The organism is Anoxybacillus pushchinoensis, assembly GCF_900111795.1.
In the GTDB taxonomy this organism is placed as follows: Bacteria; Bacillota; Bacilli; order Bacillales; family Anoxybacillaceae; genus Anoxybacillus; species Anoxybacillus pushchinoensis.
This window is the reverse complement of record NZ_FOJQ01000001.1, coordinates 52,356-77,916: the sequence shown is the minus strand read 5'-3', so window position 1 is coordinate 77,916 and position 25,561 is coordinate 52,356. Positions and strand designations below refer to the sequence as shown.

Sequence of the window (25,561 nt, the reverse complement as noted above, 5' to 3'; positions counted from 1 at the left end):
AGGCGAATACCCTCACCCATTTTATCGAGGAGGGAATATGTATATGGAAGTAACAGTTATCGGAGCAGGACTAGCAGGAAGTGAAGCGGCGTGGCAGCTAGCGAAGCGCGGCATTCGTGTTCGATTGTACGAAATGCGTCCGGTTAAACAAACCCCCGCGCATCATACCGACAAATTTGCAGAACTTGTATGTAGCAATTCTCTTCGTGCGAACACATTAACGAATGCGGTCGGTGTGTTAAAAGAAGAAATGCGTCGTTTAGACTCCGTTATTATAAAAGCAGCAGATGCTTGTGCAGTGCCAGCCGGCGGTGCTTTAGCTGTCGATCGTCACGAATTTGCGGCAAGAGTGACGGAAATGGTTACGAATCATCCGAACGTTACGGTCATTCGTGAAGAAGTAACAGCGATTCCAGCCGGTCCGACCATCATTGCGACCGGCCCGCTAACATCGCAGTCGCTTTCAGAACAACTTCAAGCGTTGACAGGGGAACAATATTTATACTTTTACGATGCGGCAGCACCGATTATTGAAAAAGAAAGCATTAACATGGAGAAAGTGTATGTGAAATCTCGCTATGATAAAGGGGAAGCGGCGTACATTAACTGCCCGATGACAGAAGAGCAGTTCGAGCGATTTTATGATGCGCTCATTTCTGCTGAAACAGTTCCTTTAAAAGAATTTGAAAAAGAAATTTATTTTGAAGGATGCATGCCAATTGAAGTTATGGCACGACGCGGGAAAAAGACGTTGCTGTTTGGTCCGATGAAGCCCGTCGGTTTAGAAGACCCACGTACAGGGAAACGTCCTTATGCTGTTGTACAACTTCGTCAAGACGATGCGGCAGGGACGTTATACAACATTGTCGGTTTCCAAACGCATTTAAAATGGGGAGCGCAAAAAGAAGTCATTCGTCTCATTCCGGGGCTTGAACAAGCAGAAATTGTACGATACGGTGTCATGCATCGCAATACGTTTTTGAACTCTCCAAAGTTGCTAAAGCCGACGTATCAATATAAAGAGAGAGAAGACTTATTTTTCGCAGGACAAATGACCGGTGTTGAAGGATATGTTGAGTCAGCAGCCTCAGGACTTGTGGCGGGGATCAACGCCGCACATTACGTGCTCGGAAAAGAACTTGTCGTATTTCCACAGGAAACAGCAATCGGCAGCATGGCGCATTACATTACGTCAGCGAACCCAAAACATTTTCAGCCGATGAATGCCAATTTCGGCTTATTTGCCCCGCTTGATGAGCCGATTAAAGATAAAAAGAAAAAAAATGAACGGTATGCAGAACGGGCGTTAGAAACAATTCAGAATTTTTTAAAAAAGTTGTGAAATTCATTGCAAGAGCTGCTAAATTATGATACTATTTAGTAGCTCTTGTGAGGTGATCGGATGGAAAATGTGAATTTTACGTTACATTTGTTTATTGAATATTTACAAATAGAAAAAAATTATTCAGAATATACAATTGCTTGTTATAAGCATGATATTGGCGAATTTTTTGAATTTATGGAGCGCGAACAAGTCAAACGATTGCAAGACGTCTCTTACAGCGACGTTCGCCTGTTTTTAACGGAGCTTCATAAGCGGAAGCAATCTAGCCGTTCGATTGCCCGAAAAATGTCGAGTTTGCGCAGTTTTTATAAATTTTTAGTGCGTGAAAAAATCGTTTTTGAAAATCCGTTTGCCCTTGCTTCGTTGCCGAAGAAAGAACAGAAAATTCCACATTTTTTGTACCAAGACGAATTAGAACAGCTGTTTGCTGTCAATGATTTAAATACAGCGATCGGTCAACGAAACCAAGCCATTATCGAGCTGTTGTACGCAACGGGTGTACGGGTAAGTGAATGTTGTAACATTCGCTTATCACACATTGATTTTTCGGTATGTACCATTTTAATTTACGGAAAGGGAAATAAACAGCGATATGTCCCGTTCGGTACGTACGCCAAAGAAGCGCTTGAACGATATATACAGGACGGACGTCAGCAACTGATAAGTAAAGCAAAAGCGCCGACGGATGTGCTTTTTTTAAATGCGCGCGGTGGCGCGTTAACGCCAAGAGGGGTGCGTCATATTTTAAACGACATCGTCGAACGCGCTGCTCTTTCGCTAAAAGTAAGCCCCCATATGTTTCGGCATACATTTGCGACCCATTTGTTAAACGAAGGTGCTGATTTACGTTCTGTACAAGAATTGTTAGGGCATGCGCATCTTTCATCGACGCAAGTGTATACACATGTAACGAAAGATCATTTGCGCCACATTTATTTACATTCCCACCCACGCGCATAACGAAAATAAGGAGGATGTTTATGAGCCAATTTCATGCGACGACGATTTTTGCGATTCGCCACCAAGGAAAAGGGGCGATGGCAGGTGATGGTCAAGTAACGTTCGGCAATGCTGTCGTGATGAAACATACCGCACGAAAAATTCGTAAACTTTTTCATGGCAAAGTGTTAGCTGGCTTTGCGGGAGCGGTAGCCGATGCGTTCACGTTGTTTGAAATGTTTGAAGGAAAGCTAGAAGAATACAACGGAAATTTACAGCGCGCTGCAGTTGAGCTAGCGAAAGAATGGCGGAGCGATAAAGTGTTGCGTCGGTTAGAGGCGATGTTAATCGTCATGGACGACACCCATTTACTCCTCATTTCCGGAACGGGAGAAGTGATCGAACCGGATGATGGTATATTAGCGATCGGCTCAGGGGGCAACTATGCGCTAGCGGCAGGGAGAGCGTTAAAGGCGTATGCGGGTGAGCATTTAACAGCGAAGCAAATTGCGGAAGCGGCATTAAAAGTAGCGAGTGATATTTGCGTGTACACAAACGATTGCATTATTGTCGAAGAGCTGTAAGGGGGGAGTGGCATGTTAACGCCAAAACAAATTGTTGAAAAGCTTGATCAGTTTATCGTCGGTCAGCATGAAGCGAAAAAGGCGGTGGCGATCGCGTTAAGAAATCGTTATCGTCGCAGCTTATTAGACGAGAAGTTGCGCGATGAAGTCGTGCCGAAAAACATTTTAATGATTGGACCGACAGGCGTAGGAAAAACGGAAATTGCACGACGGTTAGCGAAACTTGTTGGCGCTCCGTTCGTAAAAGTAGAGGCGACGAAATTTACTGAAGTCGGGTATGTCGGTCGAGATGTCGAATCGATGGTACGCGATCTCGTCGAAACGTCCGTACGCATTGTCAAAGAGAGAAAAATGAACGAAGTAAAAGATCGCGCGCAAGAGTTGGCGAATAAGCGTCTTGTTGAATTGCTCGTGCCTGGAAAAGCGAAGCAGCCGATGAAAAATCCGTTCGAACTTTTGTTTGGCGGCGCACAAGAGCAGCCGGAGACAGAAAGCGATGAGCAACACATTGTTGAAAAACGGCGACAAATTGCTTGGAAGCTTGCAAACGGAGAGCTAGAAGATGAGTTTGTGACGATTGAAGTAGAAGAACAACAACCGCTTATGTTTGACTTATTTCAAGGTGCTGGCATCGAGCAAATGGGCGTCAATATGCAAGATATGTTAAGTAGCTTTATGCCGAAAAAACGAAAAAAACGAAAATTAAAAGTGAAAGAAGCGCGCCATGTACTCGTGAACGAAGAAGCGCAAAAGCTGATCGACATGGACGAAGTGACGCAAGAAGCTATTCGGTTAGCTGAACAGTCAGGTATTATTTTTATTGATGAAATCGATAAAATTGCGCGAAAAGGACAGACTGGCTCATCGGCTGACGTTTCGCGTGAAGGGGTGCAGCGCGACATTTTGCCGATTGTGGAAGGGTCAACCGTTATGACGAAATACGGGCCAGTGAAAACGGACTATATTTTGTTTATTGCGGCCGGCGCATTCCACATGGCGAAACCGTCCGATTTAATTCCGGAACTGCAAGGGCGTTTTCCGATTCGCGTCGAGCTGACGAAGCTGACGGTAGATGATTTCGTAAAAATATTAGTAGAACCAAACAATGCGCTGTTAAAACAATATGTCGCTTTACTTGCGACAGAAGGTATACAACTTGAATTTTCTGACGATGCTATTCGTAAAATTGCGGAAGTGGCGTTTGAAGTGAATCAACAAACAGATAACATTGGCGCACGCCGCCTTCATACGATTATGGAAAAGTTGTTAGAAGATTTATTGTACGAAGCACCAGATGTGCATCTTGAAAAAATTGTTATCACCCCGCAGTATGTGGAGAAAAAACTCGGAAATATTGTGCGAAACAAAGATTTAAGTCAGTTTATTTTATAAGGAGGATGCGAGATGAATTTACTTGAAAAAACGAGAAAAATTAATGCGATGCTGCAAAATGCGGCTGGAAAACCAGTAAACTTTAAAGAAATGGCAGAGACGCTTTGCGAAGTAATCGAAGCAAACGTTTTCGTTGTTAGTCGTCGGGGCAAATTACTCGGATTTGCGATTAAACAAACGATTGAAAACGAGCGAATGAAAAAAATGTTGGCTGACCGTCAATTCCCAGAAGAATATACAAAAAATTTATTTAACATTACAGAAACATCACCAAACCTTGATATTGATAGTGAGTATACGGCGTTTCCGGTGGAAAATAAAGATTTATTTAAAAACGGGCTAACGACGATCGTCCCGATTATTGGTGGGGGCGAGCGTTTAGGAACGCTTATTTTATCCCGTTTAGATAAAGAATTTCACGATGATGACTTAATTTTAGCTGAATACGGTGCAACGGTTGTCGGAATGGAAATTTTGCGTGAAAAAGCGGAAGAAATTGAAGAGGAAGCGCGCAGCAAAGCGGTCGTTCAAATGGCGATTAGCTCGCTTTCATATAGTGAATTAGAAGCAATTGAACATATTTTTGAAGAATTAAATGGGACAGAAGGTTTGCTTGTTGCAAGTAAAATTGCCGATCGAGTTGGCATTACGCGTTCGGTTATTGTTAATGCATTGCGCAAACTAGAAAGCGCTGGAGTGATTGAATCTCGTTCCCTCGGGATGAAAGGAACGTACATTAAAGTGTTAAACGATAAGTTTTTAACAGAGCTTGAAAAATTAAAACATCATTAATAAGAAAAGCTTCTTAATCTTTAAATAAAGCAGGCATCTTTCTCGCAAAGATGCCTCTTTTGTTTGTTAAAGTATGTGAAAAATAGTACAATGTTCCCTATGTACATATTGGAAATAATTTTTTACAATAAAGGTATCGAACGGTGTCTTTACAAGGAGGAATATGTCGTGAAATTGTTTTCACATACGTTTCAAATATTAGAACAAGGATTAAATTACTCATCATTGAAGCAAAAAGTGATCGCAAACAACATTGCGAATGTCGATACACCGAATTTTCAAGCGAAAGACGTTCAGTTTCGAAATGAATTTCATCAGGCTTTGCAAGCGTATCGTACGGATCCGCGCCATTTTGAGTTTAAAGGGAGCACAAACAAATTTTTCGTGACAACGAAAAATGATCTCGTTTACAATCATAATAAGAACAATGTCGATTTGGATAGAGAAATGTCGGATTTAGCGCAAAACCAAATTTATTACAACGCGTTAGTCGAGCGGTTAAACGGGAAGTTTAACTCCTTAAAAACGGTCATTAAAGGAGGAAAATAATATATGTTTCAAAGTTTCAATGTGTCCGCTTCCGCTTTAACGGCACAACGGTTGCGCATGGACGTCATTTCAGCCAACATGGCGAACGTCGATACGACGCGGGCGAAAATGGTAGACGGAAAATGGCAGCCGTATCGTCGGAAAATGGTTGTCATGCAGCCGAACGAATCGTTTTCTTCTTTTTTAAGTCAGGCCATGAACGAACGGTCGGCAGGTGGAGTGAAAGTGACGAAAATTATTGAAGACGAAACGCCGTTCAAACTTGTGTATGACCCATCTCATCCTGATGCAGATGAAAACGGATATGTACAACTTCCAAATGTTGATCCGTTAAAAGAAATGGTCGATTTAATGAGCGCGACTCGCTCATATGAAGCGAATGTGACGGTGTTAAACGCGACGAAAGGAATGTTAATGAAGGCGTTAGAAATCGGAAAGTAGGGGGATAAACGATGATTGATCGCATTCAACGTGCAGCTTTATCACCAGCTGTGCAGCAGCAAACAATAAAACCAGCCGAGGCGCAACGGGCGTTTTCGCAATTTTTAAAAGAGGCGATTCAAGAAGTGAACAAGCGGCAAATTCAATCAGATCAACTGACGATGAAGTTAGCAAGAGGGGAAAACGTTGATTTACACAATGTTATGATCGCTTCGCAAAAAGCAAGCGTGTCGCTTCAACTAGCGATTGAAGTGCGCAATAAAGTCGTTGAAGCGTATCAAGAAGTGATGAGAATGCAAGTATAATTGACCTCATGAGATAGCGGAGGAAGCATATGAACGAGCAATTAAAACAAGCGATAGAACGATTCAAATTGTTTTGGAGTGGGAGAACGAAGCAACAGAAAATAATGGCTTTCGGACTCGTTGGTTTGTTAGTCATCGCCGTGTCGCTCACTGCTTTTTTTGCGACGCGGACGAATTTCGCTCCTCTCTACAGCAATTTATCGCCGCAGGAAGCAGGACAAATTAAAGCGACGCTTGATCAACGTGGCATTAAGTCACAAGTTGCTGATAACGGCACGACGATTTTAGTACCAGAGCAGCTTGTGAACACGTTAAAAATACAATTAGCTGCAGAAGGCATCCCGGAAAGCGGTAGTATTGATTATTCATTTTTCGGGAAAAACTCCGGTTTCGGGATGACAGATAACGAATTTAACGTGTTAAAAATTGAGGCGATGCAAACAGAGCTCGCTAGATTAATAAAAAGCATCGACGGGGTAGAAGATGCGAAAGTGATGATTAATCTACCCCAGCCGACCATCTTTGTTGGCGATCAACAGGAAGAAGCATCGGCATCTATCGTTTTGAAAACAAAGGCAGGATATAAATTTAATGAACAGCAAATTCAATCGTTATACCATCTTGTTTCCAAAAGCGTGCCGAACCTTCCTACTGAAAATATCGTCATTATGAATCAATATTTTGAGTACTTTGACTTAAAAAATAAAGAAAATTTTTCGTCGGGTAAAACATTTACTGAACAGTATGAAGTAAAACAACAAATTGAACGTGACATTCAACGGCGCGTTCAGCAAATGTTAGGAACGATGATCGGACAAGATAAGGTTGTCGTGTCCGTGACTGCCGATGTAGATTTCACGCAAGAAAACCGTCAAGAAGAGCTTGTTGAGCCAGTAGATAAAGAAAATGTAGAAGGCATCGCTGTGAGTGTGCAACGTATTACTGAGACGTTTTCAGGAAAAGGAGCGCAACCTGGTGGTATAGCGGGCGTAGGAGAAAACGAGGTGCCAGGGTATGAAGGAGCAAATGGCGAGACAAACGGTGATTATGAGCGAATCGAGGAAACAATTAACAACGAGGTTAATAGAATAAAAAAGGAAATTGTTGCAAGTCCTTATAAAGTAAAAGATTTAGGTATTCAAGTAATGGTAGAACCGCCGACACCAAGCGATCCGAACTCACTTTCGGCCCAAACGGTTGACGACATTACAAAAATTTTAGGGACGATCGTGCGTACATCGGTTGATAAAGAGATCGCAGGTCAATGGACCGATGCAGACTTACAAAACCGCGTCGTCGTTTCTGTACAACCGTTTAACGGAAAAGTGCAGTTTGACGAACAAGCTACAGCTATCCCAACGTGGGCTTACCTTGTTGGTGGCGGACTGCTCGCTTTCATCATTGCATTGCTCGTCTTTTTATGGTTGCGCAAGCGGAAAAAAGAGGAAATTTACGAACTACCGCTACAAGAAGAGCAAGTGGCAGTGCATATTCCAGATGTAAACGAAGAAGTCGAAACAGAAGCAACGTTGCGCCGCAAGCAGCTTGAAAAGCTTGCAAAAGAAAAACCAGAAGAATTTGCAAAACTGTTAAGAACATGGCTTGCAGAAGAATAAGGGAGGGGATTACATGGCAAAGCGTGATCAAAAAGGTGAACTAACAGGAAAACAAAAAGCGGCCATCCTCCTCATTTCGTTAGGTCCCGACGTGTCAGCATCCGTATATAAACATTTATCTGAAGAAGAAATTGAAAAGCTAACGCTTGAAATTTCTAACGTTCGTCAAGTTGATGCTGAGAAAAAAGAAACGATTTTAGAAGAGTTTCATCAAATCGCCTTAGCACAAGATTACATTTCACAAGGTGGAATTGCTTATGCGAAACAAGTGCTTGAAAAAGCGCTCGGTCCAGAGCAAGCGATGAACATCATTAATCGTTTAACGTCTGCCTTGCAAGTGCGTCCGTTTGATTTTGCACGGAAAGCCGATCCGGCGCAAATTTTAAACTTTTTACAAAACGAACATCCACAAACGATTGCGCTCGTACTTTCGTATTTAGACCCTGCTCAAGCCGGCCAAATTTTATCTGCGCTTCCACAAGAAATGCAAGCTGATATCGCTCGCCGCATTGCCCTTATGGACCGCACATCGCCGGAAATGATTAATGAGGTAGAACAAGTGCTTGAGCGGAAGCTGTCAACGACAGTTGTGCAAGATTACACGCAAACAGGTGGCATCGAGGCGGTTGTTGAAGTGTTGAACGGTGTCGACCGGGCTACTGAACGCACGATTTTAGATACCCTTGAAATTCAAGATCCGGAGTTAGCAGAAGAAATTAAAAAGCGCATGTTTGTATTTGAAGATATCGTTACGCTTGATAACCGCGCGATTCAACGCGTCATTCGTGAAGTGGATAACACAGACTTGTTGCTTGCATTAAAAGTGTCTAGCGATGAAGTGAAAGAAATCGTATTCCGCAATATGTCATCGCGCATGGCGGAAACGTTTAAAGAAGAAATGGAATTTATGGGACCAGTTCGTCTTCGCGACGTAGAAGAAGCACAATCGCGCATTGTTGCTGTCATTCGCCGTCTTGAAGAAGCTGGTGAAATTATCGTTGCTCGTGGCGGAGGGGATGATATTATTGTCTAAAGTCATTAAAGCTCCGTTTGCTCGGACGTGTACGGAGCAACGAGCGTTCATTCAAGTAAAAAAAATGTTGACTGATATGCAACCGGAAACGAACGAGCATCATCATGAAGCAGCGGTAGAACATGCTCAAATGCTCATTGAACAAGCGGAACAACAGGCAGTAAGCATTCGTCAAGAAGCAGACATATACTATGCATCGGTTCAACAACAAATTGCCGAGGAACAAAGGCAATGGGAAGAAGAACGAAGCCGATGGATTGAGCAAGCACGACAAGAGGGCTATGCCGTCGGTTTAGAACAAGGACGGCATGACGGCTTTCAACAATATACGGAAGCCATTCGTGAGGCAAAACAAATCGTCCAATCAGCAAATGAACAATTTTATCATATGTTGCAGTCGGCTGATGAAACGATTTTACTCGTCGCATGCAAAGTAGCAGAGCGCATCATCGGCGAACGTCTCGCCGAAAATAAAGAACATTTTCTCGGACTTGTAAAACAAGTGATTAAAGAAGTTCGTGAACATGAAGAAGTGAAAATATACGTTCATCCGGCTTATTATGACGTTGTCGTTCGTCAAAAAGAGGAGCTAAAAGCTCTATTTAGCCAAGACGTTCATTTGTTTATTTACCCGGATGAAACATTGGCGGAGACAAGTTGCATTGTCGAGTCGCCGTTCGGTCGCATTGATGCGAGTGTCGACACACAGCTGGAGCAGTTAAAACTTCAATTGCTCGAGCGAATCGAGGGGGAAAATGAATGAATTGGCAAGCGCTCGTCAATGAAATCGATCTGCTCGACCCGTACAAACGATTTGGTAAAGTGACGCGTGTGATCGGCTTAATGATTGAAGCAAAAGGGCCGGAAAGCTCGATCGGAGATGTTTGCTATATTCATATTGGCCATAAAAAAAAGAAGAAAATTCAAGCGGAAGTCGTCGGCTTTCGTGATGAATATGTGCTTTTAATGCCGTATGCAACCGTTCAAGACATCGCCCCAGGTTGCATTGTAGAGGCAACGGGCTCTCCATTAGAAATTAAAGTAGGTTCAGCGCTTGTCGGACGTGTCATTGATGCGCTAGGCGCTCCGCTCAACGGTCAGCCGCTTCCGAAAGGGCTAACGGCTGTTCCGATCGATCGCCAGCCGCCAAATCCGATGACGCGTCCGCCCATTTCGGAGCCAATCGAGGTCGGCGTAAAAATCATCGACAGCTTACTGACGGTCGGTAAAGGACAACGCGTTGGAATTTTTGCTGGCTCTGGTGTTGGAAAAAGTACGTTAATGGGAATGATTGCTCGAAACACAAATGCCGATTTAAACGTTATTGCTTTAATTGGCGAACGCGGACGCGAAGTGCGTGAGTTTATTGAACGTGACCTTGGTCCCGAAGGATTAAAGCGCTCCATCGTCGTTGTCGCTACGTCAGATCAACCAGCTTTAATGCGTATGAAGGGAGCATATGCAGCGACAGCGATTGCGGAATATTTTCGCGATCAAGGACTTAACGTTATGCTGATGATGGACTCTGTCACGCGTGTCGCGATGGCGCAACGTGAAATTGGACTGGCGATCGGAGAACCGCCGACGACGAAAGGATATACGCCGTCTGTCTTTGCGATATTGCCGAAATTGCTTGAGCGGACAGGGACGAATGAGCATGGTACAATTACTGCCTTTTATACGGTGCTCGTTGATGGAGATGATATGAACGAGCCGATTGCTGATACCGTTCGCGGCATTTTAGATGGCCACTTTGTTTTGGAGCGCCAACTAGCAAATAAAGGACAATATCCAGCAATTAACGTATTAAAAAGCGTCAGCCGTGTCATGAACTATATTGTGACGCAAGAACATCGAAAAGTGGCAGAAAAATTGCGCGAGCTGCTTGCGACATACGTTCAATCGGAAGACTTAATTCAAATAGGAGCTTATAAGCGAGGATCATCGCGGGAAATTGACGAAGCTATTCGTTACTATCCGAAAATCATTCCATTTTTAAAGCAAGATGTTCATGAATCATTCACAATAGACGAAAGCATTCAACAGTTGTTTCAACTTATTGAACAAGGGTGAATAAATAATGACACCATTTAAGCTAACGAAAATTTTAAACTTAAAAGAGTACGAAAAACAAAAGGCGTTGCACGAATATGAAGAGGCGCGCAGCCGATTTGAAGAAGTGGCGGAAAAACTGTACCATTTTTTAAAGCAAAAAGAAGAGTATGAAGAACAGCATAAACATCAGTTGCAATTGGGGTTAGCTATTCAACATATTCGCTCCTTTCAACAATTTATGGTCAATTTGCAACGCATTATCGATCATTATCAACATCTCGTCATGCAAGCCCGTCAGCACATGGAGTTGAAACAGCTAAAATTAGTCGAGCTGAACGTAGAAGTGAAAAAATATGAAAAAATGAAAGAAAAATATGATGAAATGATGGCTCAGCACATGCGCATGATGGAACAAAAGCAGATGGACGATCTTTCAATTCAGCAATATTGCTATCGAGAAACAAGGTGAGCGTCAATGGAACAGTTTGGAAAAGATGAAGAAACGAAAAAAACAAGCAAGTTGCAATGGTTTCTCTTTGTCGTTTTTATTCCGCTTTTATTTACAATTTCAATTGTTTTGCTCGTTTTAACGTTTTCTGGCATTAACGTATTTGAACAAGGAAAAAAATATGCAGCTCAATTACCTTTTATTTCTCAGTGGGTAGAAGGAACGGAAGCAAACGAAAAAAAGAAACTGCAAGAACAACTCGTCGAGCTAAAAGCAACGATCGTTGAAAAAGAGAAACAACTAAAAGAGGCAAACGATGCAATCAAAGAAAAAGAAGCGGAAATTGATGCGCTTCAGCAAGAAATTGCCCGCTTGCAAGCGGAAAAGGAGCAAGTGCAAGAGCCGACAACAACTCCGCCAGCTGAGCAAACAAGTACGCCGCGTGTCGATGTTGTCAAAATGTATGAAACGATGTCTCCGCGCAAAGCGGCAGAAATTATTCCACAAATGTCAGATCAAGAGGCAGTCAATTTATTGTCGAAGCTGAAAACAGATAAAGTGGCGGCCATTTTAGAAAAAATGGATGCACAAAATGCAGCGAAATATACGAGTTTGCTTGCGAAAAAAGCGGACAATTGAAAGGAGATGAAGAAATGAATATCGCTGGGGTTTCTTTCATGGCTCCATTTGGATCTCATCAGCAAGCAACCGTTCAAACGGGTGATGGGGATGCATTTTCTCAATTGCTTTTATCGTTGCGCCAAACGTCACAATCGTTACAACCATTGTCCGAACAACAAAATGAACAAAATGTGGCACAACAAGTCGATTGGGAACAGTTGCAGCAATGGTTTCAACTGCTGCCAACGCACGATGGGTATGCAGATAAGCACATATTATCAACTGAAATGATCCAATCGTTTCTTTCTCTTTTACCAGAAGAAACGAAAGAGCAAATTGTTCAACGATTTTCAGCTGAGCCACCGTTTGAAACGATGTTTTCAGCGTCCGATGATCATGATGAAAAAGATGAACTGATGCTCGTCATTGCTTTATTTCAACTAGAACAAAAGCAACGGACGATTCCAGAACCAATAATTGAACAGGCACGTGCAACGTTACGCCATTTGTTTGGGGCACATGATGAGCGAAGTGGAACAATTACAGCGATGATTCAAACGATGATAGACAGCCAAAAACGATGGGAAACGAATGAAAACATACAACATGATGAAACATGGAAATCACTTTTCTCTGATTCTGTACAGAAGCAAGTTGTACAATTGCCACAAGAACGCAAACAATGGACGAGTCAGTTGTCTCATTTGGTACACGCTGTTCAACAATCAAATGATAAACATGTACCGTTTGACCGACCAACGATTGATACGACGAATGAAACACCGTTTGTCGCACAGTTTGAGCGAATTGTTCGTTCAAGTCAATTCACGCGATGGAAAAACGGCAATGCACAAATGCTTATTCGCCTTCATCCTGAACATTTAGGATATATAACAATTAAGCTCATTCAACAAAAAGGAAAGTTAACGGCAAAAATGATTACGTCTACGGAAGCGGCGAAACAGTTAGTGGAACAGCACATTCATCAGCTTTCGCACATTGCGGATCGGGTTACAGTCGAGCAATTTGATGTATTTAATGAAGCGAAGTTTCGCGACCATGCATTCCACCAACAAAAACAGCAACAGCAGCAACAACAGCAAAAAGAAGAAAAAAAGCAGCCTGACCAATCGTTTGATGAATGGTTAAAAGAGTTGTTTCATTTCGACGTGTAGAGGTGATAGTTGTGACAGCGATCGATCCGAGTTTACTTTTATCGCAACAACAAGTAAAACAACGTGAAACAGGAAAAAGTTCGCTAGGAAAAGATGATTTTTTAAAAATTTTAATTGCGCAATTGCAACACCAAGATCCGCTCAATCCGATGGAAGACCGGGAATTTATTTCACAAATGGCAAACTTCTCATCGCTTGAGCAAATGATAAATATGTCGAATATGATGGGCAAGTTTATTGAATCGCAAACAAGTACATCGGAAAAGCTTGTCAACACGCTAGATGCGTTGCAAAAGCTTATGCAACAACAATCTACACCGTCGCTTGCTCAATATAGTGAATGGATCGGCAAGACGGTAACATGGGATGAAAAAAGCGGTGTTGTTCAAGCGGTCGTTCAAAAAGGAACGGATATATGGTTAGAACTCGAGCAAGGAGAAACGGTGTTAGCCTCTCGCGTCACAAAAGTGTCGCAATAAGTAAGCAAGGAAATGAATCGCATTCAATTTTTTACACACTCTGCTTATCTTGCTGAAAAACAACGTGCAGTAGCTTTAACAAGGTATCAATCGTTCCGACATGTGCTTTTTTGGTTAAAAATAAGCAAGTATGCCCAACAGCTTTACAAGAACGATATATTGTATATTATTAATGATGCTATTATATAAGGTTGAATCTTTTCAGAGGTTCAAAAGCGCGCAGAATAATTGAAGCCTTTTATTTAAAATCGTTAAGAAAGGGAGAGGTTTTATGCTACGTTCTATGTACTCTGGAATCGGAGGAATGAAAAATTTCCAAGTAAAATTAGATGTAATCGGAAATAACATTGCCAACGTAAACACATATGGTTTTAAAAAGGGACGTACTATTTTTAAAGACTTAGTTAGCCAACAAATTTCAGGAGCAAGTGGTGCGTCAGGAGGGAAAGGTGGAGTTAATCCAAAACAAGTGGGTCTAGGTTCTCAATTATCAGCTATTGATACAGTACATACTCAAGGTAGTTTGCAGACAACGGGTCGCGCTTTAGACTTAGCTATTTCTGGAGATGGATTTTTTGTACTTGCAAACGTAGATAATAATAATAATGTTACTAATCCAGTATATACAAGAGCGGGAAATTTTTATTTGGATGAAAATGGGGATATTGTCAATGCTGATGGCTTGTATTTGATAGGACAAGTTGGAAAAATTAACATTCCTACAAACGCTAAAAGTTTTAGCATCGGTGCAGATGGAACAGTTAGTTATGTGGATGCTTCAGGGAACTTGGTGACTGCTGGGCAAATACGTTTAGCAAAATTTAACAACAATGAGGGACTAGAGAAAGTAGGGCAAAATCTTTATCGACCAACAACAAACTCTGGTGCAGCGGTTAATACCTCTCCGGGACAGAACGGAGCAGGAATACTAGTCCCAGGTACGTTAGAAATGTCAAATGTTGACTTAGCGGAGGAATTCACGGAAATGATTGTCGCACAACGCGGATTCCAAGCGAATACACGCATTATTACAACGTCGGATGAAATTTTACAAGAGCTTGTCAATTTGAAAAGATAATGAATAATGAATAAAGGGGGGACGGGGGCAGTTGCCCCCGATACATAATGATTCGATTAACGCGACTAAATGGAAAGCCTTTCACGTTAAACGCCATCTACATAGAGCAAGTTGAAGCGTTTCCAGACACGACCATTACGTTAACGAATGGCAAAAAGTTTGTCGTGCGGGAGTCTGTAGAAGATGTTATGTCATTAGTAGAAACGTTTTATCGTAACATTTCTGTGCTCGGGTTAAGGAGAGAGGCGGAGGGATCCGACGTTGAAAGACAATAAGATGTTAAAAGTGATGTTTATCATCATGGGGGTCATTACGCTCGTTAGCGTCGTTGCGCTTGTTGTTGTTATGAAGTTTATAGGGAATAACGAACCGAAGGAGCCGACGGTTGATCAAATTATCGCGAGTTCGTTTGATGTTCCTGAAATGATGACGAACTTATCGGATGGTAGTTTTATAAAAATCGCGTTTAAAGTTCAAACAGACAGCAAGAAAGCGAAAGAAGAGGCAGAAAAGCGAGACTTTCAGATTAAACATATTATTATTGAGGAACTTTCAGAAATGACAGCAGAGCAGTTTAAAGGGAAGCAAGGCAAATTGCTTTTAGAAAAAAAATTACAGGAGCGTATGAATGAACTCATGCAAGAAGGAAAAGTCGAAAAAATTTACATAACCTCCTTCATTCTCCAGTAAACGATATAAATAGGAGTAGGAGGTGAGAACGGTGTCAGGGGAAGTTTTGTCGCAAAATGAAATTGATGCCCTGCTGGCAGCGCTATCTGCTGGAGAGATGAGCGCTGATGAATTGAAAAAGGAAGAAGCAGAGAAGAAAGTGAAAGTGTATGACTTTAAACGAGCGTTGCGGTTTTCGAAAGATCAAATTCGCAGTTTGACGCGCATACATGAAAACTTCGCTCGTTTGCTGACGACATTTTTTTCCGCTCAATTGCGCACATACGTGCAAATTTCAGTCGCATCCGCTGATCAATTGCCGTATGAGGAATTTATTCGCTCCATTCCGAAAATGACAATTTTAACAATATTTGAAATTCCACCACTTGATGGGCGCGTGCTGTTAGAAGTGAACCCAAATATCGCTTATGCGATGCTTGATCGTGTATTGGGTGGCAGAGGAATGAGCTTAAATAAAATTGAAAATTTAACAGAAATCGAAACGAAAATTATGTCGAACTTGTTTGAAAAAGCGTTTAGCAACTTGCGCGAAGCGTGGGAATCGGTCGCTGATATGGAACCGATGCTTACTGACTTCGAAGTAAATCCACAATTTTTACAAATGGTATCGCCGAATGAAACGGTTGTCGTCATTTCATTAAATACGCAAATTGGCGACATTAGTGGAATGATTAATATTTGTATTCCGCACGTCGTGCTAGAACCAATCATCCCGAAATTATCCGTCCATTATTGGATGCAGACGCAAAAAAAAGAGCGCGAACCGGAAGAAGTCGCAACGTTGCAAAAACGGCTAAAACAAACGAAAGTACCGATGATTGCACAGCTCGGAACATCGACCATTTCTGTACAAGAGTTTTTGCAACTCTCTGTTGGCGATGTCATTCAACTCGATCAAACGGTACGTGATCCACTCGTGATTAAAGTAGGAGATGTGCCGAAGTTTATCGGACAGCCAGGAAAAATGAACAAACGATTAGCGGTACAAATTTTAGATGTTATAAAGGGGGAAGACGGCGATGATGAGTGACGATATGTTATCTCAAGACGAGATTGATGCGTTGTTGCGTGGGATTGATGAAGATCCGATGCCGTCTAGCACAATGTCAATTGATGACGTGTTGACACCAATCGAGCAAGATGCACTTGGTGAAATTGGAAATATTTCGTTTGGTAGTTCAGCGACAGCGTTATCGATGCTATTAAATCAAAAAGTTGAAATTACAACGCCGAGCGTTTCACTCATCGAACGTGCGCGTGTAGCAGAAGAATTCCCGCATCCGTACGTTGCGATTCAAGTGAGCTATAGGGAAGGATTTTTAGGAACAAATTTACTTGTCATTAAACAATCTGACGCTGCGATTATCGCAGATTTAATGATGGGGGGAGATGGCACAAATCCACCCGATTTTATGGACGAAATTCAATTGAGTGCTGTACAGGAAGCGATGAATCAAATGATGGGATCGGCGGCGACATCGATGTCGACGATTTTTAGTAAAAAAGTTGACATTTCTCCCCCGACTTTGCACTTGCTTGATTTATCAGAAGGCGAAGGGTTTGAATATTTACCGCCAGACGATGTGCTCGTGAAAGTATCGTTCCGTTTAAAAGTAGGGAACTCAATTGATTCAAACATTATGCAGTTACTTCCGATTCATTTTGCGAAAGAATTAGTTGAAAATTTATTAAATCCGTCTAGTACAAATACGCAAACATCAGCTACAATAAATACGAATGAGCCACGCCAAACCGCGCCATCCGCACCAACGCAGCCAGCGCCTTCATCGGCTCAACAAACGCAAAAAGAGGCTCCTCAACATTTCGGAACAGGAGCTGTGCAGCAGCCTGTCAACGTCCAGCCTGTTGCTTTTGCAAGCTTCGAACCTGCAACACTACCGGAAGCGGAGCCGCGCAATCTCGATATGTTGCTCGACATTCCGTTGCAAGTGACGGTAGAACTTGGACGCACGAAGCGATCAGTGCAAGATATTTTAAGCTTATCGTCAGGATCGATTATTGAGCTCGACAAACTAGCTGGTGAGCCTGTTGACATTTTAGTAAACAATAAACTAATTGCCAAAGGTGAAGTGGTAGTTATCGATGAAAATTTCGGGGTGCGTGTAACAAGCATTATTAGCCAGAGCGATCGGTTAAACAATTTACGATAATTCGGGAGGTTTTCGGAGAATGGCAAGAATTTTAATTGTTGATGATGCAGCATTTATGAGAATGATGATTAAAGATATTTTAACGAAAAACGGACACGAAGTCGTAGCGGAAGCAGCTGATGGGGCGCAGGCGGTAGAAAAATATAAAGAGTTTCGCCCGGACTTAGTGACGATGGATATTACGATGCCAGAAATGGATGGCATTACAGCATTGAAAGAAATTAAAAAAATTGATAGCAACGCGAAAGTTATTATGTGCTCTGCAATGGGGCAACAAGCGATGGTCATCGATGCGATTCAAGCAGGAGCAAAAGATTTTATCGTTAAGCCGTTCCAGGCAGATCGCGTCATTGAAGCAATCAACAAAACGCTCGGTTAGAGGTGGAATTCATTGCGCTATATACGCATGATCATATTGTGCGCGTTCGTTGTTCTGCAAGCAGTGTCCCCTGCTTTTGCAGAACAAACGAATAGCGTGAAAGAATGTTTAGAGCATCCAGAAGCATGTAAGGAACAACAAACGAACAATGATGCGCCAAATGAAACGATTGCCCAACCGTCTCCTGTTGCCGTTTGGGACTTTGTCAAACTTATTGCCGCGACGGCTTTTGTTATCTTTTTACTATATTCCCTTTTAAGATGGTTAAATAAACAAAACCGATTTTATGAGCGAAAAGGGCTCATTCAACATTTAGGTGGGACAAGTTTAGGAACGAATCGAACGATTCAAATTGTGAAAGTTGGTCGGCGTGTGTTTGTTGTCGGTGTAGGCGAATCGATCCACTTATTAAAGGAAATTACCGATGAGCAAGAAATTGAAGAGCTGCTTAAGCAACATGAAGCGCGCCTCGACTCTATGCTTGATGCGGCGGGCGTATGGAAATTGCTGCAGTCGCTTTTGCAGCGAAAAACGAGCGAACCTCGCTTTCGTCAGCTGTTCAATCAAGAGCTACAACAGCTAGCTCATGAGCGAAAAAAAGCAATGAGCTCGTTGGAAAAAGAAAGGGATCAACATGAATGAAGTGATGCAGTTTTTTAACAATAGTGCGCCCGAAAATGTAGCGACATCTGTGAAGCTGTTATTGTTGCTGACGGTCTTATCGATTGCGCCAGGCATTTTAATTATGGTGACGTCGTTTACGCGCATCGTGATCGTCTTATCGTTTGTCAGAACAGCGCTCGGAACGCAACAAATGCCGCCAAACCAAGTGTTAATTGGGCTATCACTATTTTTAACATTTTTCATTATGGCACCGACATTTCAACAAATTAATCGCGAGGCGTTGCAGCCGTTATTCGACGAACAAATAAACTTAGAAGAAGCATATGAGCGGGCAGAAGTACCGCTGAAAGAGTTTATGAGCAAACATACGCGCCAAAAAGATTTAGCGTTATTTTTAAGCTATGCAGGGGTTGAACAGCCGAAAACGGTGCAAGATATTCCGATGTCAGCGCTCGTTCCTGCTTTTGCGATTAGCGAATTAAAAACCGCTTTTCAAATTGGTTTTATGTTATTCATTCCATTTTTAGTAATCGATATGATTGTTGCTAGTGTGCTTATGTCGATGGGAATGATGATGTTACCGCCGGTCATGATTTCATTGCCGTTTAAAATTTTATTATTTGTTCTCGTGGACGGATGGTATTTAGTTGTTAAATCGTTACTAGAAAGCTTTTAAAGTAGGTGGGAAACATGAGTCCCGATTTTGTCATTCAAGTTGCCCAACGCGGCGTGTATATGGTGCTGATTGTATGTGGACCGCTCATGTTGCTTGCGTTGGCGGTAGGATTACTTGTCAGCATTTTGCAAGCGACGACGCAAATTCAAGAACAGACATTAGCATTTATTCCGAAAATTGTCGCTGTGTTGCTCGGTCTTGTTTTCTTCGGCCCGTGGATGCTTTCACGCATGATTTCATATGCATACAACATTTTTAGTAACTTAAGTAAATTTGTAGGATGAAACGTATGGAGCTATATACGTATATACCGACTTTTTTACTTATTTTTGCGCGCGTCGCTTCCTTCTTTGTTACGATGCCACTATTTTCGTATCGGAATATACCGAATGTTCATAAAATCGGTTTTGCTTTTTTCATTAGTTGGCTCATGTTTTTTTCGCTTGATCCAGAGCCATTAAGTATTGACGGAACGTATATGATGCTGCTCATTAAAGAAGTGCTTGTCGGATTGCTTATCGGTCTCGTTGCTTTTATGATCATGTCGGCGATTCAAATTGCAGGTGGACTCATTGATTTCCAAATGGGTTTTGCTATTGCAAACGTCATTGATCCGCAAACAGGTGCCCAAAGCCCATTGATGGGGCAATATTTATATACGATCGCATTATTTTTTTTGTTAGCCGTCAATGGACATCATTTGTTGTTAGACGGTATTTTTTATAGCTATCGATTCATTCCGGTTGACCACCTCGTCCCTTTTGGGAATGGAGCCGTTGCAGAACAAGTTGTCCGTTTATTTCAAGCGATGTTTGTCATTGCGTTGCAAATGGCTATTCCGATTGTCGGGTGTTTATTTTTAGTCGATGTAGCGCTCGGTATTGTCGCTCGGACAGTTCCGCAAATGAACATTTTCGTCATCGGTTTACCTGTAAAAATTATAGTTAGTTTCGTTTTGTTTATCATTGTGTTTTCAAGCATGTTTGTTGTTACGAAACAGTTGTTCGAACTGACTTTTATGTCGATGCGCGGCATAATGAAATTACTAGGAGGCGCATAACGTGAGCTGGCTGTCGGTTGATTTACAGTTTTTCGCTGGGGAAAAGACAGAAAAAGCAACGCCGAGGAAGCGGCAAGAAGTGCGTAAAAAAGGACAAGTGGCGAAAAGTGCTGATGCGACCGCTGCCTTTTTAATGCTCGTTGTTTTTCTCGTGCTTTCTTTTTCTTCGGGCGCGTGGGGAGATGCGGTCGTACGGCTGTTTCGTCAGTCGTTTCAGCATTATTTTTTCATGGACGTTACCGTTCATTCGGTGCAGCTCATTTTCATGGATCTTCTCCAGCAGCTCGCGATGCTCGTCGGCCCGATTTTTGTAGCGGCGATCGCTGCGGCACTATTTGCAGACTTTGTACAAGTCGGCTTTTTATTTACGACGGAGCCGTTACAAATGAAACTAAGCAAACTCGATCCGATTCAAGGATTGAAACGTATATTTTCGCTGCGAGCGATCGTCGAATTATTAAAATCGATTTTAAAAGTATTGTTTGTTGGAGTTGTTACATTCTCTGTATTATGGTTGCATATCGATGAGATTTTATCGTTATCGCACAAATCGATTGGTGCGATTGCGGCAACGCTCGGACGGTTAATGATTCAAATGGGCATCGCCGCTTCTGTCGCTTTATTGTTTCTTTCGATATTCGATTATTTGTATCAACGGTATGATTTTGAAAAAAATATTCGTATGTCGAAACAAGACATTAAAGACGAATATAAAAAGACAGAAGGGGATCCGCTCATTAAATCACGCATTAAACAAAAACAAAGGGAAATGGCGATGCGCCGCATGATGCAAGAAGTGCCAAAGGCAGATGTCGTCATTACAAACCCAACGCATTTTGCTGTGGCGTTAAAGTATGATGAGCAGCAAGCAGACGCTCCGATCGTTGTCGCGAAAGGAGCAGATTATATCGCCCAAAAAATAAAAGATATTGCGAAAAAAAACGACGTGATGATCGTTGAAAATCGTCCACTCGCACGTGCGCTATACGATCAAACAGATGTCGGAATGGTTATTCCAGAAGCTTTTTTTAAAGCGGTAGCGGAAATTTTAGCGTACGTCTACAAGATGAAAAACAAACTGTAAATAGGAGAGAACGTTTATGTCGGCAAGGGACTTGTCTGTATTACTTATGGTTATATTAATTGTAGCGATGCTTATTATTCCCCTACCATCGTGGTTGCTTAGCGTCCTCATCATTTTCAATATTTCTCTTGCTCTGCTCGTTCTCTTAACGTCGATGAATATGCGCGAACCGCTCCAGTTTTCGATTTTCCCTTCGCTTCTTCTTTTACTTACGTTGTTCCGCCTCGGTTTAAACGTTTCAACAACTCGCTCGATTTTAAGCAGAGGAGAAGCTGGCGGGGTAGTCGAAACGTTTGGTACGTTTGTTATCGGTGGCAATGTTGTCGTCGGGTTTGTCGTCTTTTTAATTTTAGTCATTATTCAATTTGTCGTCATTACAAAAGGGGCAGAGCGTGTATCGGAAGTAGCAGCGCGCTTTACGCTCGATGCTATGCCAGGGAAGCAAATGAGCATTGATGCGGATTTGAATGCTGGAATTATTTCTGAACAGCAAGCGAGAGAGCGACGCGAAAAAATTGCTCAAGAAGCTGATTTTTATGGCGCGATGGACGGAGCGAGCAAGTTTGTCAAAGGTGATGCGATCGCGGGCATTATTATCGTTCTTATTAACATGCTGTTTGGAATTGTTATCGGAATGGTGCAGCAAGGTATGGACATTGGTGAAGCAGCTAGACGATATACATTATTAACTGTTGGAGATGGAATTGTTAGTCAAATTCCGGCGTTATTAATTTCTACTGCGACAGGTATTGTTGTTACGCGTGCTGCTTCGGATAACAATTTAGGTGCCGATATTATGCGGCAATTGTTTGCGTACCCAAAAATGTTATACGTGACAGCAGGGACGATTTTTTTACTTGGGCTATTTACCCCAATTAATGATTTGTTAACAATTCCGATCGCTTCGTTGCTCGCTTTGGGGGCATACCAATTTACAAAACAAGCCGATGCGCCTGAAGCAACAACAGAAGAGACTGAAGAAGAAATCGAAATGGATCAAATGAAAAGTCCAGAAAGCGTTGTAAGTTTACTAAGTGTTGATCCAATCGAGTTTGAGTTTGGGTACGGGTTAATTCCGCTTGCTGACGCCAACCAAGGCGGGGATTTATTAGATCGTATCGTGATGATACGTCGTCAATTAGCTTTAGAGCTTGGCCTAGTTATTCCCGTTGTGCGCATTCGTGACAATATTCAACTGCAACCAAATGAATATCGCCTAAAAATTAAAGGAAACGAAGTAGCGCGCGGCGAGCTGTTGCTTGATCATTATTTGGCGATGAGCCCCGGCGTTGAAGATGATGCGATTGAAGGAATTGATACAATTGAGCCGGCGTTCGGATTACCAGCAAAATGGATTTCTGAAGATATGAAGGAACGGGCTGAAATGTTCGGATATACAGTCGTTGACCCGCCGTCCGTCGTATCAACGCATATTACTGAGCTGTTAAAAGCGCACGCGCATGAGTTGCTCGGCCGTCAAGAAACGAAACAGCTGATCGACCACGTGAAAGAATCGTATCCGATTTTAGTAGAGGAAGTAACACCGAATCCGTTGTCGGTCGGTGACATTCAAAAAGTACTTGCCAACTTATTGCGTGAAAAAGTGTCCATTCGCAACTTGCCGGTCATTTTTGAAACGCTTGCCGATTTTGGGCGAATGACGACAGATCCAGATCTTTTAACGGAATACGTTCGTCAAGCGCTCGCTCGTCAAATTACGAGCCAATATGTTGTTGAAGGTCAGCCGTTGCGCGTCATCACATTGTCAGGGAAAGTTGAAAAAATGATTGCTGAAGGTGTACAGCAAACTGAACACGGCAATTATTTAGCGCTCGATCCGGCCGTTTCCCAAGCTATTATCGAAGCAATTGCCGTGCAAATTGAACAATTCCCGTTTCAAGATCAATCGCCAATTTTGCTTTGTTCCCCTGCTGTGCGCATGTATGTGAGACAATTAACGGAGCGGTATTTCCGTCACGTTCCCGTGTTGTCGTATAATGAACTTGAAGCAAACGTGGAAGTTCAAAGTGTTGGGGTGGTGAATGTCGAATGAAAGTAAAAAAGTTTGTTGCTTCATCGATGCCAGAAGCGATGAAAATGATTCGAGCGGAACTTGGAAATGATGCGGTCATTTTAAATTCGAAAGTCGTTCATAAAAAAGGCTTTCTCGGACTATTTTCCCGAAAAAATATCGAGGTCATTGCTGCCGTTGATCCAAAACAAGCCACTCCGCCTGTTCAACAAATAAAAGAAAAACGAAAAGAACGAATCGAACCGCTGCGTGACGAGCAATTGTTGAAAGAAATTCAGCAGTTAAAAGCGACGATTCATCAATTGACGCAAGGAGGGGCGATGGAGCATTATCCGTCCCTTCTAAAGGTGATCGATGCGCATTTGATCGATCAAGAAATAAGTGACGATGTGCGTGCGATGTTCATGTCTGCATTGTTGCAACGATGGTATACGTCCGGGGCGAACGCTTCAGACGACGAAGTGAAAAAATGGCTTCACGATGATATCGTCAAAACATTATCGTCCTTTTCATTTGGTGGGATTTCATTTCAAAAAAAATACGTCAACGTTGTAGGGCCGACAGGGGTTGGCAAAACGACGACGCTTGCCAAAATGGCGGCCGACTGCGTCATTACACATCATAAAAAAGTGGCATTTATTACGACAGATACGTATCGTATTGCCGCGATTGACCAATTGAAAACGTACGCAAAAATTTTAAATGTGCCACTTGAAGTATGTTACAATGTCGACGATTTTCGTCAAGCGAAGGAAAAGCTTGCGTCATACGACATCGTTTTTATCGATACTGCCGGGCGAAACTTTCGCAACGCCCAATACGTGAACGATTTAAAAGAAATGATTGATTTTAACGAGGAAATGGAAACATTTCTCGTCCTATCGTTAACGGCAAAATGGCGAGATATGAAAGACATTTACGATCAGTTTTCAATTATTCCTATTCATAAGTTTATTTTTACAAAAGTCGATGAAACGAGCCGACATGGTGCGATGATAAACATGATGATCCAATGTGGCATCGGGGCGGCGTATGTGACGCACGGACAAAACGTACCCGATGATATTGTGGAAGCTACTCCACAGCTTGTTGCAAATATGATTACCGGGGTCGAGCAACGATGGTGAGAGATCAGGCTGAAAGTTTACGTTTACGCGTGAAAAAAATGCAACATGAAACAGAAACGAAAGCGATTGCTGTATTAAGCGGCAAAGGTGGCGTTGGAAAATCGAACGTGTCATTAAACTTTTCTTTAGCACTACGTCAACGCGGGAAAAACGTATTGTTGTTTGATATGGATATCGGTATGGGAAATATCGACATTTTGCTTGGACAAACATCATCCCACACGATTATCGATATTTTTCGTCCTAACGTAACGATTCATGATATTATAAAAACAGGACCAGAAAACTTGTCGTTTATCGCTGGCGGAACGGGATTAACGGACATTTTTCACATGGATGAACAGAAAGTACAATATTTCATTGAACAACTACAACTTGTTTCCGAGCAGTATGATTACATCATTTTCGATATGGGGGCAGGCATGTCCGAAGATCGCCTTCAGTTATTGAAGGCAGTTGACGATATTTTCATCGTGACGACGCCTGAACCAACAGCGTTAACGGATGCGTATGCGACGATGAAATACATTCATTTAGCAGACCATCAACTTCCGATTTATGTGTTAGTTAATCGCGCCCGTTCCGACAAAGAAGGGATAGAGACGTTGCAACGTTTAAAGCAAGTAGCGAAACGTTTTTTAGGAAAAGAACTGCATGCTTTAGGGTACGTACCTGAAGATCGCACGGTAAGCAATGCAGTTATTCGTCAAACGCCTTTTCTTTTATTTGATCCGAGTGCGAAAGCAAGCAAGGCAGTCATACAAATGACTGAACGCTATTTGGCAAATGAAGAGCATAAGGAGCAGATGAAACGTCCATTTCACTTTTTTGCGAAGTTGCGCCAATACTTTTTAGAGAGGTAGGTT

At 42.3% G+C, this 25,561-nt stretch carries 30 protein-coding genes; all 30 read left to right on the top strand.

The window, feature by feature from the left end:
- The first annotated feature begins 43 nt into the window (after nt 1-43).
- Complete coding sequence (gene trmFO / locus BM213_RS00400) at nt 44-1,342, top strand: FADH(2)-oxidizing methylenetetrahydrofolate--tRNA-(uracil(54)-C(5))-methyltransferase TrmFO (RefSeq protein ID WP_091700000.1); 1,299 nt, start codon at nt 44-46, stop codon at nt 1,340-1,342.
- Between the two features lie 60 nt (nt 1,343-1,402).
- Nucleotides 1,403-2,305 carry a tyrosine recombinase XerC gene (gene xerC / locus BM213_RS00395; protein ID WP_091699999.1) on the top strand — a complete coding sequence of 301 codons (903 nt, stop codon included), beginning with the start codon at nt 1,403-1,405 and terminating at the stop codon, nt 2,303-2,305.
- Nucleotides 2,306-2,319: 14 nt separating this feature from the next.
- Nucleotides 2,320-2,868 (top strand): ATP-dependent protease subunit HslV, encoded by a 549-nt coding sequence (gene hslV / locus BM213_RS00390; RefSeq protein WP_279625309.1) that lies wholly within the window; start codon nt 2,320-2,322, stop codon nt 2,866-2,868.
- 12 nt (nt 2,869-2,880) lie between these two features.
- Entirely contained in the window at nt 2,881-4,260 is a 1,380-nt protein-coding gene (hslU, locus tag BM213_RS00385) for an HslU--HslV peptidase ATPase subunit (RefSeq protein ID WP_091699997.1), read from the top strand.
- Nucleotides 4,261-4,272: 12 nt separating this feature from the next.
- Entirely contained in the window at nt 4,273-5,052 is a 780-nt protein-coding gene (gene codY / locus BM213_RS00380) for a GTP-sensing pleiotropic transcriptional regulator CodY (protein WP_003394910.1), read from the top strand.
- A 168-nt stretch (nt 5,053-5,220) separates the two neighbouring features.
- Nucleotides 5,221-5,601: a flagellar basal body rod protein FlgB gene (gene flgB, locus BM213_RS00375; RefSeq protein ID WP_091699996.1), complete on the top strand. Its 381-nt coding sequence runs from the start codon at nt 5,221-5,223 to the stop codon at nt 5,599-5,601.
- A gap of 3 nt (nt 5,602-5,604) precedes the next feature.
- Complete coding sequence (gene flgC, locus BM213_RS00370; RefSeq protein ID WP_077429196.1) at nt 5,605-6,042, top strand: flagellar basal body rod protein FlgC; 438 nt, start codon at nt 5,605-5,607, stop codon at nt 6,040-6,042.
- An 11-nt stretch (nt 6,043-6,053) separates the two neighbouring features.
- The gene (gene fliE, locus BM213_RS00365) at nt 6,054-6,347 is read left to right on the top strand and encodes a flagellar hook-basal body complex protein FliE (protein ID WP_091699995.1); all 294 of its coding nucleotides are present in this window, start codon (nt 6,054-6,056) and stop codon (nt 6,345-6,347) included.
- 29 nt (nt 6,348-6,376) lie between these two features.
- Nucleotides 6,377-7,963: a flagellar basal-body MS-ring/collar protein FliF gene (gene fliF / locus BM213_RS00360; RefSeq protein WP_091699994.1), complete on the top strand. Its 1,587-nt coding sequence runs from the start codon at nt 6,377-6,379 to the stop codon at nt 7,961-7,963.
- Between the two features lie 13 nt (nt 7,964-7,976).
- Nucleotides 7,977-8,996 carry a flagellar motor switch protein FliG gene (gene fliG / locus BM213_RS00355; RefSeq protein WP_091699993.1) on the top strand — a complete coding sequence of 340 codons (1,020 nt, stop codon included), beginning with the start codon at nt 7,977-7,979 and terminating at the stop codon, nt 8,994-8,996.
- Complete coding sequence (gene fliH, locus BM213_RS00350) at nt 8,980-9,759, top strand: flagellar assembly protein FliH (protein WP_091699992.1); 780 nt, start codon at nt 8,980-8,982, stop codon at nt 9,757-9,759. Before fliG ends, fliH begins: the two co-directional genes overlap by 17 nt.
- Nucleotides 9,756-11,069, top strand: a complete 1,314-nt coding sequence (gene fliI, locus BM213_RS00345) for a flagellar protein export ATPase FliI (protein ID WP_091699991.1) — start codon at nt 9,756-9,758, stop codon at nt 11,067-11,069. Before fliH ends, fliI begins: the two co-directional genes overlap by 4 nt.
- A gap of 7 nt (nt 11,070-11,076) precedes the next feature.
- A complete protein-coding gene (fliJ, locus tag BM213_RS00340; protein ID WP_091699990.1) occupies nt 11,077-11,520 on the top strand; it encodes a flagellar export protein FliJ in 444 nt (147 codons plus the stop codon).
- Between the two features lie 6 nt (nt 11,521-11,526).
- On the top strand, nt 11,527-12,138 hold the full coding sequence (locus tag BM213_RS00335) for a MotE family protein (protein WP_091699989.1): 612 nt from the start codon (nt 11,527-11,529) through the stop codon (nt 12,136-12,138).
- Between the two features lie 38 nt (nt 12,139-12,176).
- Nucleotides 12,177-13,295, top strand: a complete 1,119-nt coding sequence (locus BM213_RS00330; protein WP_244149152.1) for a flagellar hook-length control protein FliK — start codon at nt 12,177-12,179, stop codon at nt 13,293-13,295.
- An 11-nt stretch (nt 13,296-13,306) separates the two neighbouring features.
- Nucleotides 13,307-13,774: a FlgD family protein gene (locus tag BM213_RS00325; RefSeq protein ID WP_091699987.1), complete on the top strand. Its 468-nt coding sequence runs from the start codon at nt 13,307-13,309 to the stop codon at nt 13,772-13,774.
- A 271-nt stretch (nt 13,775-14,045) separates the two neighbouring features.
- The gene (gene flgG, locus BM213_RS00320) at nt 14,046-14,852 is read left to right on the top strand and encodes a flagellar basal body rod protein FlgG (protein WP_091699986.1); all 807 of its coding nucleotides are present in this window, start codon (nt 14,046-14,048) and stop codon (nt 14,850-14,852) included.
- A gap of 47 nt (nt 14,853-14,899) precedes the next feature.
- Nucleotides 14,900-15,127: a flagellar FlbD family protein gene (locus BM213_RS00315; protein ID WP_091699985.1), complete on the top strand. Its 228-nt coding sequence runs from the start codon at nt 14,900-14,902 to the stop codon at nt 15,125-15,127.
- A gap of 1 nt (nt 15,128) precedes the next feature.
- Nucleotides 15,129-15,542, top strand: coding sequence for a flagellar basal body-associated protein FliL (gene fliL / locus BM213_RS00310; RefSeq protein WP_091699984.1), 414 nt, complete (start codon nt 15,129-15,131; stop codon nt 15,540-15,542).
- Nucleotides 15,543-15,573: 31 nt separating this feature from the next.
- Nucleotides 15,574-16,572 carry a flagellar motor switch protein FliM gene (gene fliM / locus BM213_RS00305; RefSeq protein ID WP_091699983.1) on the top strand — a complete coding sequence of 333 codons (999 nt, stop codon included), beginning with the start codon at nt 15,574-15,576 and terminating at the stop codon, nt 16,570-16,572.
- On the top strand, nt 16,562-17,713 hold the full coding sequence (gene fliY, locus BM213_RS00300) for a flagellar motor switch phosphatase FliY (protein ID WP_091699982.1): 1,152 nt from the start codon (nt 16,562-16,564) through the stop codon (nt 17,711-17,713). The genes fliM and fliY overlap by 11 nt, the downstream gene beginning before the upstream one ends.
- A 19-nt stretch (nt 17,714-17,732) precedes the next feature.
- A complete protein-coding gene (locus BM213_RS00295) occupies nt 17,733-18,092 on the top strand; it encodes a chemotaxis protein CheY (RefSeq protein WP_003394872.1) in 360 nt (119 codons plus the stop codon).
- A gap of 12 nt (nt 18,093-18,104) precedes the next feature.
- Nucleotides 18,105-18,734, top strand: a complete 630-nt coding sequence (gene fliZ, locus BM213_RS00290; protein WP_091699981.1) for a flagella biosynthesis regulatory protein FliZ — start codon at nt 18,105-18,107, stop codon at nt 18,732-18,734.
- Nucleotides 18,727-19,392 (top strand): flagellar type III secretion system pore protein FliP, encoded by a 666-nt coding sequence (gene fliP / locus BM213_RS00285; protein ID WP_091699980.1) that lies wholly within the window; start codon nt 18,727-18,729, stop codon nt 19,390-19,392. The genes fliZ and fliP overlap by 8 nt, the downstream gene beginning before the upstream one ends.
- Nucleotides 19,393-19,406: 14 nt before the next feature.
- A complete protein-coding gene (gene fliQ / locus BM213_RS00280) occupies nt 19,407-19,676 on the top strand; it encodes a flagellar biosynthesis protein FliQ (protein WP_091699979.1) in 270 nt (89 codons plus the stop codon).
- Nucleotides 19,673-20,452 carry a flagellar biosynthetic protein FliR gene (gene fliR / locus BM213_RS00275; RefSeq protein WP_091699978.1) on the top strand — a complete coding sequence of 260 codons (780 nt, stop codon included), beginning with the start codon at nt 19,673-19,675 and terminating at the stop codon, nt 20,450-20,452. The genes fliQ and fliR overlap by 4 nt, the downstream gene beginning before the upstream one ends.
- A gap of 1 nt (nt 20,453) precedes the next feature.
- Nucleotides 20,454-21,536 carry a flagellar biosynthesis protein FlhB gene (gene flhB / locus BM213_RS00270; protein ID WP_091699977.1) on the top strand — a complete coding sequence of 361 codons (1,083 nt, stop codon included), beginning with the start codon at nt 20,454-20,456 and terminating at the stop codon, nt 21,534-21,536.
- Between the two features lie 16 nt (nt 21,537-21,552).
- Entirely contained in the window at nt 21,553-23,589 is a 2,037-nt protein-coding gene (gene flhA, locus BM213_RS00265) for a flagellar biosynthesis protein FlhA (RefSeq protein WP_091699976.1), read from the top strand.
- The gene (gene flhF / locus BM213_RS00260; RefSeq protein ID WP_091699975.1) at nt 23,586-24,695 is read left to right on the top strand and encodes a flagellar biosynthesis GTPase FlhF; all 1,110 of its coding nucleotides are present in this window, start codon (nt 23,586-23,588) and stop codon (nt 24,693-24,695) included. Before flhA ends, flhF begins: the two co-directional genes overlap by 4 nt.
- Nucleotides 24,689-25,558 carry a MinD/ParA family protein gene (locus tag BM213_RS00255; RefSeq protein WP_003394855.1) on the top strand — a complete coding sequence of 290 codons (870 nt, stop codon included), beginning with the start codon at nt 24,689-24,691 and terminating at the stop codon, nt 25,556-25,558. The genes flhF and BM213_RS00255 overlap by 7 nt, the downstream gene beginning before the upstream one ends.
- Nucleotides 25,559-25,561: the final 3 nt, after the last annotated feature.

Coding starts and splice junctions, on each gene's coding strand:
- flhF (WP_091699975.1), top strand. CDS start 23,586: ATGAAAGTAAAAAAGTTTGTTGCTTCATCGATGCCAGAAGCGATGAAA.
- fliP (WP_091699980.1), top strand. CDS start 18,727: ATGAATGAAGTGATGCAGTTTTTTAACAATAGTGCGCCCGAAAATGTA.
- BM213_RS00335 (WP_091699989.1), top strand. CDS start 11,527: ATGGAACAGTTTGGAAAAGATGAAGAAACGAAAAAAACAAGCAAGTTG.
- BM213_RS00255 (WP_003394855.1), top strand. CDS start 24,689: ATGGTGAGAGATCAGGCTGAAAGTTTACGTTTACGCGTGAAAAAAATG.
- hslU (WP_091699997.1), top strand. CDS start 2,881: ATGTTAACGCCAAAACAAATTGTTGAAAAGCTTGATCAGTTTATCGTC.
- fliE (WP_091699995.1), top strand. CDS start 6,054: ATGATTGATCGCATTCAACGTGCAGCTTTATCACCAGCTGTGCAGCAG.
- flhA (WP_091699976.1), top strand. CDS start 21,553: ATGTCGGCAAGGGACTTGTCTGTATTACTTATGGTTATATTAATTGTA.
- BM213_RS00295 (WP_003394872.1), top strand. CDS start 17,733: ATGGCAAGAATTTTAATTGTTGATGATGCAGCATTTATGAGAATGATG.
- fliL (WP_091699984.1), top strand. CDS start 15,129: ATGTTAAAAGTGATGTTTATCATCATGGGGGTCATTACGCTCGTTAGC.
- codY (WP_003394910.1), top strand. CDS start 4,273: ATGAATTTACTTGAAAAAACGAGAAAAATTAATGCGATGCTGCAAAAT.
- fliG (WP_091699993.1), top strand. CDS start 7,977: ATGGCAAAGCGTGATCAAAAAGGTGAACTAACAGGAAAACAAAAAGCG.
- hslV (WP_279625309.1), top strand. CDS start 2,320: ATGTTTATGAGCCAATTTCATGCGACGACGATTTTTGCGATTCGCCAC.
- fliJ (WP_091699990.1), top strand. CDS start 11,077: ATGACACCATTTAAGCTAACGAAAATTTTAAACTTAAAAGAGTACGAA.
- fliF (WP_091699994.1), top strand. CDS start 6,377: ATGAACGAGCAATTAAAACAAGCGATAGAACGATTCAAATTGTTTTGG.
- fliQ (WP_091699979.1), top strand. CDS start 19,407: ATGAGTCCCGATTTTGTCATTCAAGTTGCCCAACGCGGCGTGTATATG.
- fliH (WP_091699992.1), top strand. CDS start 8,980: ATGATATTATTGTCTAAAGTCATTAAAGCTCCGTTTGCTCGGACGTGT.
- fliR (WP_091699978.1), top strand. CDS start 19,673: ATGAAACGTATGGAGCTATATACGTATATACCGACTTTTTTACTTATT.
- flgG (WP_091699986.1), top strand. CDS start 14,046: ATGCTACGTTCTATGTACTCTGGAATCGGAGGAATGAAAAATTTCCAA.
- trmFO (WP_091700000.1), top strand. CDS start 44: ATGGAAGTAACAGTTATCGGAGCAGGACTAGCAGGAAGTGAAGCGGCG.
- BM213_RS00315 (WP_091699985.1), top strand. CDS start 14,900: ATGATTCGATTAACGCGACTAAATGGAAAGCCTTTCACGTTAAACGCC.
- flgC (WP_077429196.1), top strand. CDS start 5,605: ATGTTTCAAAGTTTCAATGTGTCCGCTTCCGCTTTAACGGCACAACGG.
- BM213_RS00330 (WP_244149152.1), top strand. CDS start 12,177: ATGGCTCCATTTGGATCTCATCAGCAAGCAACCGTTCAAACGGGTGAT.
- fliI (WP_091699991.1), top strand. CDS start 9,756: ATGAATTGGCAAGCGCTCGTCAATGAAATCGATCTGCTCGACCCGTAC.
- fliY (WP_091699982.1), top strand. CDS start 16,562: ATGATGAGTGACGATATGTTATCTCAAGACGAGATTGATGCGTTGTTG.
- xerC (WP_091699999.1), top strand. CDS start 1,403: ATGGAAAATGTGAATTTTACGTTACATTTGTTTATTGAATATTTACAA.